Source organism: Glaciecola sp. KUL10, from assembly GCF_003203515.1.
Taxonomy (GTDB): Bacteria; Pseudomonadota; Gammaproteobacteria; order Enterobacterales; family Alteromonadaceae; genus Glaciecola.
Window position 1 is genome coordinate 257398 of the sequence record NZ_BGNG01000004.1, and the last position, 14435, is coordinate 271832.

Below are 14435 nucleotides of genomic sequence, written 5' to 3' on the forward strand. Positions count from 1 at the left end.
AAATTTATGAATTAAGACCGAATATCAAAACGGTCGTTATTCATTACCTTCGTCCACGCCGCTACGAAATCTTTCACAAACTTTTCTTTGTTATCATCTTGGGCATACACTTCTGCGTAAGCTCTTAAGATTGAATTTGAACCAAAGACTAAGTCTACGCTAGTCGCTGTGAATTTGACTTCGCCTGAGCTTCTATCTCGAAGTTCATAGCTTTTATCTTCCATAGGGTGCCAGCTCATTGACATATCAGTTAGATTGACAAAGAAATCGTTGGTTAATTGGCCCATGCGGGTAGTAAATACCCCATGTTTAGACTGACCATAATTGGCACCAAGCACACGCATTCCACCGACTAAGACTGTCATTTCAGCTGCGGTTAAACCGAGTAGCTGAGCTTTATCTAGCAACATGGCTTCGGGAGATACAGCGTATGCTTTTAGCTGGAAGTTTCTAAATCCATCTGCCAACGGCTGTAAGACGTTGAAGCTGTCTTTATCGGTTTGCTCTTCTAATGCGTCACCACGGCCCGGTGCGAATGGCACGCTGATATCCATCTGTGCTTCTGAAATTGCATTCTCCAAACCGACATTTCCGCCAAGAACAATGGTATCAGCTATCGATGCACCATGCTCTTGCGCAATGGGTGCTAATACGGACAATACTTTCTGCAATCTATCTGGTTCATTGGCTGGCCAAGTATTTTGAGGTGCAAAGCGAATACGAGCGCCGTTGGCTCCTCCTCGCTTATCTGACCCTCTAAATGTTCTGGCGCTGTCCCAAGCTGTATTGATAAGCTCAATATTAGATAAGCCAGATTTTGCAATCGCGTTTTTAAGTGCAGCGATGTCATAATCGTCTGTCCCTTTTGGAATAGGGTCTTGCCAAATTAGCGTTTCTTCTGGCACGTCAGGACCGTAATAGTTGCTAACAGGTCCCATATCTCTGTGAGTCAGCTTGAACCATGCGCGCGCAAAAGTATCTTTAAAATATTCTGGATCATCCATGAATTTCTGACATATTTGCTTGTATGTTGGGTCAACCTTCATTGCCATATCAGCATCTGTCATCATGGGCATTTGTTTAACACTTGGATTGCTAGGATCGGTCGGCTTTTCTGACTCTGGCATATTGATTGGTTGATATTGATGTGCGCCAGCAGGTGATTTCGTCAATTCCCACTCGTAGCCGAATAGATAGTCAAAGTAGCCCATATCAAATTTCAAAGGCTCTTTTGACCACGCACCTTCGATCCCAGATGTAAATGCTTTGTTTGCTTGTCCGTTTTGATCTGGATTTTCCCAACCAAGACCTTGAGCGTGCACTGGGCAACCCTCTGGCTCTGCGCCAATATTGGCTTCTGAGTTCATGCCGTGAGCTTTTCCTACGGTATGTCCACCACATGTTAGTGCCGCGGTTTCCTCATCATTCATTGCCATACGGCTAAAAGTTTCTCTAATATGAAGGGCCGTTTTTGCTGGGTCAGGATTGCCGTTGACACCTTCAGGATTTACATAAATCAATCCCATATGAACAGCCGCAAGCGGATTTTCTAGTGTACTTGGTTGCGCTAATTCATCGTAGCGATTTTCAGAAGGCGCCAACCATTCATTTTCAGCTCCCCAATAAACATCTTTTTCTGGTCCCCAAATATCTTGTCTACCAAAAGCAAATCCAAATGTCTCGAAGCCCATTGATTCATAAGCCATATTGCCAGCAAGGATAATCAAATCTGCCCAACTCAGTGCATTGCCGTATTTTTTCTTAACAGGCCATAGTAAACGCCTAGCTTTGTCTAGGCTTGCGTTGTCTGGCCATGAATTCAAGGGCGCGAATCGAATGTTACCCGTCGCTGCACCGCCTCGACCATCACCCATGCGATAAGAGCCTGCAGAATGCCATGCTAGACGAACCATTAAACCGCCATAGTGCCCCCAATCAGCAGGCCACCATTCTTGGCTATCGGTCAATGTCGATTTAACGTCTGCTTTCACCGCTTCATAATCAAGGTTTTCAAGCGCTTTAGCATAGTTGAAGTCTGGGTCCATTGGGTTAGTGCGCGTATCATGTTGATGCAAAATATCGAGATTGAGCGATTCGGGCCACCATTTAGTCACTGAATTATCAGAACCTGTATTTCCGCCGTGCATAACTGGGCAAACGCCACTTTTAGATTTACTAGACATACATTCTCCTAATTAAGCTGTTTTAAATATCTACGATTGGTATGGCTAAATAATAGACACAATATGCAGTTTTTACACACTTATTAAACAGATTTTTTTAATCGGTTTTACTGGTTAAGTATGGGTTTTAAATTACTTGTCTTGATGAGATATGTTTATTCAGCAATTCATCGCAAAAGTATCCGGTTCATCGCATGTTACTTGTATTTGGTGCTAAGCCTTTTTAGTTTTGCAAGATCATCATCTGATCGGTAAGGTCCTGTTTTGACTAATTTCATTTGCTCGTCGAAAGCTAAGTTGCTTGTCACTTTGTTTGTTTCGTTATTGTTGGTATGCACAACTGCACATGCTAGTTGGAAGCTTAATTGGATCGACGACTTCAACGGTAGTTCAGTAAATTGGTCGAACTGGACCGCGCAAACGACCGCTAGTTATAACGACGAAATTCAGTGTTATACCGATGATGAAGTATCTCCGAATAAAAACTACGAAGTATCAAACGGCACGTTAAAAATACATGCTCGGCGACAAGGTATTGAATGTGAGGGGCAAAATGGAAGAAAACGTGATTGGACTTCGGGGCGACTTAATTCAAAAGACAAAGCTGAGTTTTTGTATGGACGGATTGAAGCACGTCTTCGCTTTTTAAATCTAGAGGGTGGCACGTGGCCGGCGTTTTGGATGTTAGAAAATAGAATTGCAGAACAGCCTATAAAGGGAGATGACGATTCGATTGGGTGGCCTAATCCTGGCGCCGGCGAAATCGATATTTGGGAGTGGTATGGACACGGTGGCGGGCGTTTTATCACTAACTTCTTTAATGTTGAAAAATGCGGAACCGAACATCGTTACCCTTATCCAAACGGTGTTGTTGACGTAACAAAATTTAACACTCATGCGGTGGAGTGGACGGCTGACGATATAAAAATATTCTATAACGATACACTCGTTATAGAACACGATTTGAGCTCATGCTCGCAGTATGAAGAACCTATGTTTGTGTTATTGAACTTAGCAATGGGTGGCACTATTGGCGGTGAAGTGTCACCTAGTCTGCATCATGCAACATTGGAAGTTGATTATGTGGCGCATTGTGTAGCTTCTTCTAGCAGTCCAGCCGACAGTTGCAATGAGTCAACCCCTCGCTAAAAACGGAGGCCTCAGCGAAACCTCATAAACATCTTGAAACAATCAGGCTGTATATATTAACACTCTGAGCACTTACACTTTGAATATAGAGTCATTCGAAGTGATTAGGTAAAAACCTTAATAGCAAATCTAAGAGTTGTTAATTATGGGATTCAAAACAAGTTCGGTCGGCTTATTGTTTGTATTTATCATACTCTCAATATTTGCATCGCCTGCCAGTGCAAATCGTTTAGAAGTCCAAAGTGATGCCGATTGGTTTTTTCACTTGGGCGCTTTAGCCTTACTTTATTTGCATATTGCAGGTGGCGCGATTGGTATTGTCTCGGGGGCGCTCGCAAGTTTGACTGTCAAAGGCAGTAAGAGCCATCGCATTGCCGGTAAAGTGTTTTTCTGGGGTATGTTAATTTGCTATTTGATTGGTGCACTTGTCGCCCCTTTTCTCGATTCTCAACAAAGCACTAATTTTGTAGCGGCCATATTGGCGCTCTATCTCCTTGTAAGTGGTGTCAATGCAGCTAGGCGTCGCAATTTTACTGCTCAGACGAGTGAAAAAATCGGTTTGCTTGTTGCAACAGCGATCACTTTGTTGGGCGCCGTGTTTATGTATCTCTCTTCTCAAAGTCCAAATGGCTCAGTAGATGGTTCACCACCACAAGCTTATATATTATTTGTCGTTGCAGGAGGTTTAGCTGTATTGGGAGAGCTTCAGGTTATTTATAAGAAAAGACTTTCAAACACAGCCAGAATCGCTCGACATTTATGGCGAATGTGCATGTCTTTTTTTATCGCGTCTGGTTCTTTATTTTTTGGTCAGGCACAGTTTTTTCCTAGCTGGTTTAACGAGAGCCTTTTGCCTTTGATGCTTGGCTTCTTTCCTTTTTTGATTATGCTCATTTATCTGGTGAAGTCGTCAGCTCAAGCGCTCAAAGCAACAAGGTTTTAAAGAGACTTCTCTACGCGACAATACAATATGTATGCAACTGGAATGGCTGATAAACACGCGCCAATGTCCATTAGGTCAAATACTTTTGGGCTCCAATATTGTTGAACTTCATGTATCAGCACACCCACAGCGACACTACACGAAACTATTAGAAAACGCTTGCTGGTTGAAGTTTGTAATATGAAACTGGCAAGAAGGCTGAGACCAAGAACGCACAGAAAACTGTCTATTAAGTCAGTTTTTAAAATAACTTTGTGCAATCTTTTGCGCATAGTTAAGAGCTTGTTCAACGGGGGCGATATTATTCACTGGCTTCAAATTTTCTGGGAAAGCGCCCATGCCCGCAAATATGCAGTACCAAGACGGACGCAGGTAAACCAAGCCTTGTGCATGTTTAGAAAGGCTTTGCTCGAAGTCTTGCCTACTTAGCCATGCCTGTTTTAATTCAGCGAATATGGCGGGTGTTGCCTTATTGAACTGATTGTCTCGCCAGTATTGAGTGTCGTCTCTTTTGCTGAGTTGGTAATGCGCTGCAATATAATCTCTGACACCGTCAAATGTGGTGTTGAGTTGTTTGTTAAAAGTATTTCTTTTGTTATCTAAGGGTTGCGCAGCGTTATCGAATTGTTGGATAAATTGGTCGACGGTCAGTTGCGTAAGCATCAACGCAGTCGCTTCTAGGGGCTCTATAAATCCTTGGGATAGGCCTACTGCCAAACAGTTTTTATGCCAATGCTCGCCTAGTCGACCTATTCTCATAGATAGATGTTTTACCCTTACATCGGCGTTTTCATCAATGTTTAGTTGCTGTCGTAGTTCTTGCTCAGCGTCATTCGGGCTTATATGGTGATCACTGTAAACATATCCGTTTCCTTGCCTAGAAGTCAGAGGGATTTTCCACATCCATCCATTGCTAAGGGCAATTGAGCGCGTTTGTACTTCGAGCTTAAGGTTTGAATCATTTGGCGTTTGAATCGCGACTGCAGCATTGTTTAATAAGCTGTCAGCATAAGAAACATAATTGCGCTTTAAGGTTTGGTGAATTAGACGTGCCCGAAACCCTGTGCAATCAATAAATAACTCGGCGCCTAAGTCACCGTGATTTTCGGTGACGACTTTTTCTATATCACCAGAGAGATGAGAAATGACATCAGTTACGTTATCGATTATATGAGTCAGCCCTTTTTGGCAGGCTTTCAGTTTTAGAAAGTGGCCTAGTTTTGCTGAGTCGAAATGGTAAGCATAGTCTATTTCTTGTATTCCCTCACTTAGCGCTTTAGCAGACAAAGCCGGATTAATTTTTTGTCTAGCTAATTCACCACTAATAAAAAAGTCGCCTGGATTAGTATGTGATTGACCACCATGTCGTTTAACTTGGCAATTGTGAAAAAACATGTCGGCAGTTGGTTTATCTAGTGCGCAAAAGAAGGGGTGAAAATAGTCTTTGAATCCTTGTCTACCTGACCAGTTCTCAAAGTTGATCCCGACTTTGTAGGTAGCGTCACAAGCAGGCATCCACTCTTCTTCGTTTATGCCAAGACGCGCAAAGAAGGTTTTTAAGTAAGGCGTTGCACCTTCTCCAACACCAATAATGCCGACGTCTGCGGATTCTACAAGTGTAACTTGAGTAGTTGGCCATGCATGAATGATCAGATTAGCTGCCATCCAACCAGCGGTTCCCCCGCCAACGATAACAATTGATTTTGGAGTATGCACTGACATATTAATCCATATGTTTGTTGGTTGATTGACGTATCACTAATTGCGGGCGGTAACAAATATGCATGGCGTTGGCTTCCAACTGTTGATGTTTTTTACGCTTTTCAATTAGTTGAATTAACAACTTGGTTGCTTGCTTTGCGATATCGTAGTTTGGTTGTGCGGCAGTGGTGAGCCTCGGTAATGTTTGACGCGAAAATGGACTGTCCTCAAAGCCAGCGATCGCTAAATCCTTAGGAACCTCGACCCCTTCGAGGCGAGCAGCAAATAAAGCGCCTGCCGCAATTTCATCGTTACAAGCAAAAATAGCACTTGGGGGAGAATCGAGCGCCAACAGTGATTTAGCACCACGAACACCAGACTCAAACGAGTAAGAGCCACTGACTGTATAGCCTTGTTTGAGCGTTAAATCGTGTTTTTCTAGGGCTTTTATGTAACCGCGTTCTCGCTCATGACTCGATTTGTGGTCATCGTCACCCCGCAAAAAGCCGATATCTGCATGACCTTGTGTTATCAAGTGTTCAGTGATTTCAAAAGCTGCCGCTTGGTCATCAACGTAAACACAAGGGCTGTCCCCCAAATCAGTGTCATTGCCGGAGATAACTCTCACAAGCGCGATATCTCGTTCGTTCAAGGCTTTTATCACCTCTGGCGATTCTGATAATGGAGGGCAAATAATAAGGCCAGCTAATTGAGAACGCTTTACCATCATATTAAGTTGGTCAACGATAGACTCACTTGATGACGAGCAGGGATGTATAACGAGTTCGTAGTCACGTTCTTGGCAACCATCAAGTATGCCATTTTGCATATCGATAATGTAATAGGCATTAGGGTTATCATATACAAAGCCAAGTGAGTACGATTGAGTCGCCGCCAAATTCCTTGCAGCATGATTGGGCAGGTAATTGAGTTCTGCAATCGCCTTTTTAACTTTTTCTAAGGTTTTCGCTCCCACTGATGTCTCATGATTAGTCACCCGTGAGACTGTTTTGATAGAGACATTTGCTAAGCGCGCAACATCTTTAATAGTTGCTTTTGTTTTCATCTTTTGTCCGCTCTTATCACGTTTTATTAACAATAAATGTTGTTTGAAAATAAAAGTTCAAATAAATCAATATCTTTTTTTATATTCGAGTGATCCATTTGTTTATTTTTTGTGATTACTGTTGCATTTATAATCTATGTGAGTAACACTACAACTAAATGACAGCGTTGTCACTAAGAAATTCGGCAGGAGTTTTTAGTGAAAACGTTTTTATTTTGAAATAAATGACAACGTTGTCATTTTATGGTCAAATCATATTTAACAAGCGATTGTTGAGATGAATTTGTTTGAGTACAAGCAAAAGAATGACTGAATGGACAACGTTTAAAAAAGTAAAAATGACAACGCTGTCAAAGCGTGATTTGCAATAAGAGACAAAACAAATGAAACCATCAAAAGGGCACAACATTATGAAAAGCACAAAGCTTGCACTAGCAGTTGGTGTCGCGCTAGGGACTATCAACTTATTAGGAACTTCGACAGCGTTTGCACAAGAATCAAATGCAGATAACCTCGAAGTAATTGAAGTTAAGGGACTTAGAGCAAGTACCAAAGCCAATCTGAACGAGAAACGATTTGCAAACGCAGTTGTTGATTCAATTACGGCAGAAGATATTGGCCAATTCCCAGATAAAAACGTTGCTGAGTCACTATCTCGTATCCCGGGTATTACAATTGATAGAACCTTCGGTGAAGGGCAAGGTGTCACAATTCGAGGTGTTCAACCAGATCAAAACTTAACCTTAATCAATGGGCAGGCGGTTGGAACGGGTCAATGGTTTGTTTTGTCAGATGCAGCGCGTAACTTTAACTTTGAGATACTAGCATCTGAAATGGTCGCAGGTTTGGAAGTATATAAATCTGCACAAGCTGATATTGACGAAGGTGCATTAGGTGGAACGGTAATCCTAAGAACCAGAAAACCTATGGACCTTGATGCTAATACGATTCAATTCTCGACTGAAATGCAATACAACGATATTTCTGAAGAATTCGACCCTTCAGTTTCTGGATTATATAGTTGGAAAAACGATGAAGAGACATTTGGTGTCCTTGCATCTGTTAGTTACCAGAAACGCTCAGTACTGCGCGAGACAAATGAAGACTTTGGTTGGTTTGGTCCTACTATTCCAAGAATCGACCCGCTGATTGAAGCACCACAAGGTGCAAGTGAAAAAGGTGCATTACCTTGGGGGATGGGTTCAGCCTTGTTCCAACAAGATAGGGCGCGAGTGGGTTTTGATATCAATGCACAATGGAGACCGACGGATGACTTAGATTTGAATCTACACTATTTAAGTTCGACCCTAGAAGCTGACAACGTTAACTCTAACTTAATTGGCATTGGCTTTAGAGGTATCGCTTATGTCGGTGCGGATACGAATGCTGGCACCGTGAGCAATGGCGTTGTCGAAAGCTTGCAAGTGCGTGGATACGATGCAAGACCAGGATGGGCTAGACATATCGCTTACGATAATATTTATCGCGAGGGTTCTGAAATGTCGACCGAAATCCTTGATTTTGAGGGTAACTATACGCTTTCTAGTGGAACCCTTCACTGGCAGATCGGAACTACAACAGGTAAGGGTGACAACCGTGATTTCTTTACCGAATTTTGGGTAGATGCAAACGATCCTCGTGCTAATTTTGATTTCTATAATCCAGGCGGCGCGGCTCCAGCTATTGACTTCACAACAGCAAGTCCATGGCTGCAAAACCCTACTGACCAAATGTGGTTAGGTGGCATTTTTGATCAAGCAAACAAAACTGAAGATAAAGAAAACTATCTCCAATTTGACTACACACACGAAGTCGATCTTGGTGCCATTACAGAAATTAAGTCTGGTGTTAAACTTCGTGATAGAAGCTTTTCACAAAACAGAAATCGCACCAGTCTTTCTAATCTTGCCCCCGTTGGCGAAGGTAGTCTAGGGCCTGCAAGTGACTTCTGGTCTGGTGATATCCTTACGGTAGAGCACTCAAACACAAATGGATTTGCAGCGAGTTATTTCAACCCGGATCGCGATGCGATGTATCAAGCGCTATATGCAGTAGCAGAGTGTGGTGCCGATACCACTGTATTATGTCGTAATACAGATGTATTTCTACGTGATGCTTCTTTTGAAATAGAAGAAGACATTACTGCACTATACGTCATGGCTAACTTTAACTCTGATGGCTTGCGCGGAAACATAGGCTTGCGTTACGTTGAAACCGACTCAACGTCAAATGGCTTTGATTTGGTCAGTGGTCAAGCAGTTTCATTTAACAACGAATATAAAGAGTGGTTGCCAAGCTTAAACGTTGCATATGACCTAAATGAAGATTTGGTTTTGCGTTTTGCAGCTTCTCGTGTATTGACGCGTCCAGCGCCTTTCCAGTTGGCGCCAGCGGTTAATTTAACGCCTGAAACAAGCTCTGGTTCGGCAGGTAATCCAGAACTTCAGCCGTTGACTGCCAATCAGTTTGAAGCCGGTTTAGAGTATTACTTTGCTGATACTTCGATTGTTTCAGCAACCATGTTTAAGAAAGATATCAATGACTTTATCTTCACCAAAACCGTTGCCAAAGAAATCAATGGTCAGCAAATCAATCAGCTCAGAACACCTGAAAATGGCGGCTCGACAACGATTGACGGTATTGAGTTCCAGATTCAACATGTGATGGATAATGGTGTAGGTGCATATTTCAACTACACGTATACTGATGTGGGTGATGCAGTTATTGACGAAGCAGTAGCGGTTACTGATGAGCAAGGCAACATTGTTGGTGCTACTTTGTCTGAGCGTTCTGTAAGATTCCCGAATACTTCTAAGGATTCATACAACTTAGGTGTGTTTTACGAAACAGCGTCTTATAGTGCTCGTCTAAACTATAACTACCGTTCAGAGTACTTTATTGCTGCAGCCGAAATTGGTGACAACTTCAGAGATGAACAAGCTCAAATGGATGCGCAATTTAGCTACAATATCAATGAAAACATTACCTTAAAATTAGAGGCGTTAAATTTAACCAACGAAATTTGGGAGAATTACTACGAACGCAACACCGACGGTTTACGTCTAGGTGGAACGCAAAGTTCTAACGGACGTCGCTTCTACGTGGGTGCAAACTTCCGTTTTTAATTGAAGCATAGCAAGCCATGCTGGCGCTATCTGCGCCAGCTCATCTAAGGATTCAATCGTGAATAATATTTCAAATATCTTAATTGTTGGCGGCGGTACAGCAGGCTGGATGGCTGCTTGCTTGATGGCCCACCGTTGGCAGAATAAGTCATTGACGATAACACTGATCGAATCCGCAAATATTGGAACAGTTGGTGTAGGAGAAGGTTCAACGCCATTTCTTCGAGATTTTTTTGACCAGTTGGGCATCGCTGAAACGACTTGGATGGCTGCCTGTGATGCAACGTATAAATGTGGAATTGAGTTTCCAGGTTGGTGCTCACATACAGGCCCTTCTTCCTACTTTCATCCATTTTATGGTGAAGCTGATACGCATTGTGTTGGCGAGTTTTTTGCGAGTTGTCAGCAACGTCGAGAGGGTTTTGATACACCGACACATCCAAACGATTACTTTGTTAATAGCTATTTGGCTGAGCAGGGCAAAGGTCCTTACAAACAAGCTGGTTTAGCAAGTAATATCGAGTACGGTTATCATTTTGATGCCGCGAAGTTAGGCTTGTTTTTAGCTGAGCATGCTCGTTCATTAGGAGTGATTCACCTTCAAGATGAGGTTGAAAAAGTGAACGCAAGCAATGAAAAAATAGCATCTATTGCTACAAAGTCGTATGGATTACTCAAAGCCGACTTTTATGTTGACGCAACGGGTTTAAAAGGGCTATTGATTCAACAAACACTTGGCGAAAAGCTAATCTCTTATCAAGATTACCTACCCAACAATTCGGCTGTTGCCATTTCGACAGACTATTCTACTGATGAAACAAGTGATAAACGTTTTCAAGATATGAAAACGCAGACTTTATCTGAGGCCTTAGAACATGGTTGGATGTGGTCAATTCCCTTGCAGACAAGGTGCGGAAACGGCTATGTCTACAGTGATCGATTTATTACAAAAACAGATGCAGAACAAAGACTTAGAAGACGTTTGGGGAATAATGATAAGCCAGCCTTACATTTATCCTGGACGCCCGGCCGTATAGAGCAGCATTGGAAAAACAATTGCCTAGCGGTGGGCTTGTCACAAGGTTTCTTAGAGCCATTAGAGGCTCCGATGTTAAATTTAATCCAGCAAACCTGTGAGAGTTTTGTTGAGCATTTCGAATCTCAAGATCAAAGTAACGCCGCCAAGCAATTCAATCAAACGATTAACAGTTTAATTGATGGTACCAGAGACTATTTGCAAGCCCATTATTTACTAAATACGAGAGATGACTCTGAGTATTGGATAAAGGCGCGAGAAAACCAACATATTAGTGCTGTACTTAGCGATATTATTTTTGCTTGGGATAACCCCGGTTCTTTTGAGCAAGCATTGATAAAGAATGCGAATCACTTGGCGTATGCAAAAACATCTTGGTATTGCATTTTTGCCGGTAAAGGACGCTTTACAGACGCACATAAACACTCTTTGAGACTCACCGAGAAGAAGCACAAAAAAGCGGTAGATATTTGTCAGAAAACCTCGCAGGACTTTATGTACCAGACTGATTTGCTGAATACTGTTTCAACAAGGAGGGCGCTTTAATGTCGCCGCATACAAATAAACTATCTCTGCTAAAGGCTGTGCGCGTTACTGCGATGTTTTTAGCGTTAACAAGCTTAAGTGCTTGTAATAAAGCTATAAATCAAGGGGAGGCAAGTCAAAAAAAACCTACTCAAACACATGCGATGGTGAGCGAGTCTGACATAGTAGACAATGCTGAAAACATGAGCGTTACCTATCAAGTATTAAGCAACACAACAAAGCTTGATTGCGATATTTCCCAAGAGACCAAAGACTGTTATGCATCTGAGTTACGACTTAGGTTTACCAAAGATTTACCTGCTTCTGGTTGGTTCATCCTGTTCTCGCATTTATCCCCTGTGCAACAAACAACAAGTGATGCGTTTGATATTCAGCGATTAAACGGTGATTTACATAAACTATCACCAAAAAAGCCAATTAAAGCTGAGCAAGATTACTTAATAGCCTTAGTCAGTCAGTTTTGGTCTGTCTCTCGTTCAGATGTGCTTCCCAATTACTTCTTTGTTTATCACGACACAAAAACTAAGGTGATTGAAGCAAGTAAAGAAGCACTGCCGACAGAACTTGAATTAAACAGCTCATACTTACCTTATGCTAATCATGCGGGACATTTTAATACAGATGAGCAGTATAAACGCTTACCCGATGACCAAACACAAAAAGCTAGTGCTGCTTCGATATATCTGCGAAACAAGGCTATCATCGAAGCTGCAAGCGATGGCCAGCAAGTTAGCAACACACGGATCATTCCTCAAATATCTAAAATTAATGTAAACGATAAACAGATCAGCCTGAAAAACGGTTTGAATATCCTGTGGCCAGAGACTGATTTAATCGCTGATAGTGAAAAATCAGTAATTGACAATCTGTTGAGCGAATTTGCCCTGTTACAAGATGAAAATGGCATACCGGTTTCTATAGAACTTGACCCCAACACCACTTCTCTTTCTGATGACTCTTATTCAATGGTAGTGTCAGAGCAAGGTCTTGAAGTTAGCTCAGTAAGCATGGCTGGAATTTCTTATGCGTTTGTTAGTTTGATGCAACTTATTGATGACGACCAACACCTGTACGTTGGTGAGTATCTAGATCAGCCTGAGTATCCATTTCGAGGCGTACACCTTGATGTTGCAAGAAACTTTAGGAGCATTGATTTTGTTAAAACGCTCATCAAACAAATGCATTTTTTAAAGCTGAACAAACTGCATCTTCATCTAGCTGATGACGAGGGTTGGCGGCTTGAAGTAGATGGCTTGCCAGAGCTCACTCAAATAGGTGGATTTCGTTGTTTTGACCCAAGCGAGCGCACTTGTTTGTTGCCTCAACTTGGCAGTGGGCCGGACCGTGAGTCGCACGTCAATGGATTCTACACAAATTCAGATTATATATCGTTGCTCCAATACGCTGCGAAACATCATGTTGAAGTTATTCCTTCATTAGATATGCCGGGACACTCGCGAGCCGCTGTCAAAGCAATGGAGGCAAGATATAAGCGCCTTGAAAGCGAGGAAGATCTCGTCGGTGCAAAGCAGTACTTGCTATCAGATTTTGCAGACACAACAAAGTACTCTTCAGTGCAGCACTATAATGATAATACGATTAATCCTTGTTTGCCATCTACTTACGCTTTTGTCGATAAGGTGTTTGGTCATCTAATCAAGCTTCATCAAGATGCAGATGTGCCTCTTACGCGATATCACATAGGAGCAGATGAAACCGCAGGCGCTTGGTTTGAGTCTCCTGTTTGTGAAGCATTTATAGCCAGCGAGGTTGAGCTTAATAAAACTGAAGACTTGACGCCGTACTTTATTAAACGTGTAGCTAGCCTAGTTGAATCACATGGCGTCATTGCCGGTGGTTGGAGTGATGGCATGAGCAATGTGGATAAGGCAGGCATTCAGCGCATGCAAGTTAACGTTTGGGACCCATTAATGTTTGGTGGCCACAAGGGGGCGCATAAGTTTGCGAATGCAAATTGGCGCACGATTCTGTCGTTCCCAGATGTATTGTATTTTGATTTTCCGTATGCGGCTCACCCTGAAGAACATGGTTACTATTGGGCAACAAGAGCGACCGACAGCTTTAAGGTATTTCAGTTTAATTCAAAGTTCATCACCGAAAACAAAAGGCTTTGGGTCGATAGAATGGGTAAGCCATTTCCCAGTGACCCAAAATCGTATCCAAATATTGATGAAAGCGGCTCGGTCGAAGGCATACAGGCGCACCTTTGGAGTGAAGTAGTTAGACACGATAGTGTGGCGCAATATATGTATTTTCCGCGTCTAGCGAGTGTGGCAGAGCGAGCGTGGACTGCTCCAAATTGGCAAGTGGATTCGCCAAACTTAACTGATACGGAAATAAATCAGTCTATTAGCGACGATTGGAAGGGTTTCAGTTTCGCTTTAGTCAATCGCGTTTTACCTTATTTAGAACAGCAAAATATAGTATTTCGAGTACCGCCTCCGGGTGTTGTTCACGACGGTGAGCGGCTATTGATAAACCATATTTATGGTGAAATGAATTTTGAATACAAGCAAGACGGCGAGTGGATACCTTATGACCCAGCCAAAGCGCCGAGTTCAGCTGAATATGTAAGAGCAGGTGTACCAAAAACTGAGCGTTATAGTCGGTCGATGTCAATCAGTGACATTCAAGCCGCTACCGAGCAATAAAAGATGATCAAGGA

Annotated in this window: 8 protein-coding genes; 5 read left to right on the forward strand and 3 right to left on the reverse strand. The window is 42.4% G+C overall.

Going from position 1 to position 14435, the window contains the following annotated elements; all coding sequences use genetic code 11:
• Positions 1–11 precede the first annotated feature (11 nt).
• Positions 12–2183, reverse strand: a complete 2172-nt coding sequence (gene katG, locus KUL10_RS09205) for a catalase/peroxidase HPI (RefSeq protein ID WP_110428623.1) — start codon at positions 2181–2183, stop codon at positions 12–14.
• A gap of 264 nt (positions 2184–2447) precedes the next feature.
• Here katG and KUL10_RS09210 point away from each other — a divergent pair, with 264 nt between their 5' ends.
• Both KUL10_RS09210 and KUL10_RS09215 read left to right on the forward strand, forming a co-directional pair.
• Entirely contained in the window at positions 2448–3332 is an 885-nt protein-coding gene (locus tag KUL10_RS09210) for a family 16 glycosylhydrolase (protein ID WP_110428624.1), read from the forward strand.
• 145 nt (positions 3333–3477) lie between these two features.
• Positions 3478–4275, forward strand: coding sequence for a hypothetical protein (locus KUL10_RS09215; protein WP_110428625.1), 798 nt, complete (start codon positions 3478–3480; stop codon positions 4273–4275).
• A 234-nt stretch (positions 4276–4509) separates the two neighbouring features.
• Here the strand turns inward: KUL10_RS09215 and KUL10_RS09220 are convergent, their stop codons facing one another.
• Both KUL10_RS09220 and KUL10_RS09225 read right to left on the reverse strand, forming a co-directional pair.
• Entirely contained in the window at positions 4510–5997 is a 1488-nt protein-coding gene (locus tag KUL10_RS09220; RefSeq protein WP_110428626.1) for a tryptophan halogenase family protein, read from the reverse strand.
• A 1-nt stretch (position 5998) separates the two neighbouring features.
• Positions 5999–7042, reverse strand: a complete 1044-nt coding sequence (locus KUL10_RS09225) for a LacI family DNA-binding transcriptional regulator (protein WP_110428627.1) — start codon at positions 7040–7042, stop codon at positions 5999–6001.
• Between the two features lie 410 nt (positions 7043–7452).
• Here KUL10_RS09225 and KUL10_RS09230 point away from each other — a divergent pair, with 410 nt between their 5' ends.
• From KUL10_RS09230 to KUL10_RS09240, 3 genes are read left to right on the forward strand one after another with little or no spacing between them, the layout of a single operon-like run.
• Positions 7453–10167, forward strand: coding sequence for a TonB-dependent receptor (locus KUL10_RS09230; RefSeq protein ID WP_233499765.1), 2715 nt, complete (start codon positions 7453–7455; stop codon positions 10165–10167).
• Between the two features lie 58 nt (positions 10168–10225).
• The gene (locus KUL10_RS09235; protein WP_110428629.1) at positions 10226–11749 is read left to right on the forward strand and encodes a tryptophan halogenase family protein; all 1524 of its coding nucleotides are present in this window, start codon (positions 10226–10228) and stop codon (positions 11747–11749) included.
• Positions 11749–14421 carry a family 20 glycosylhydrolase gene (locus tag KUL10_RS09240; RefSeq protein WP_110428630.1) on the forward strand — a complete coding sequence of 891 codons (2673 nt, stop codon included), beginning with the start codon at positions 11749–11751 and terminating at the stop codon, positions 14419–14421. The genes KUL10_RS09235 and KUL10_RS09240 overlap by 1 nt, the downstream gene beginning before the upstream one ends.
• Positions 14422–14435: the final 14 nt, after the last annotated feature.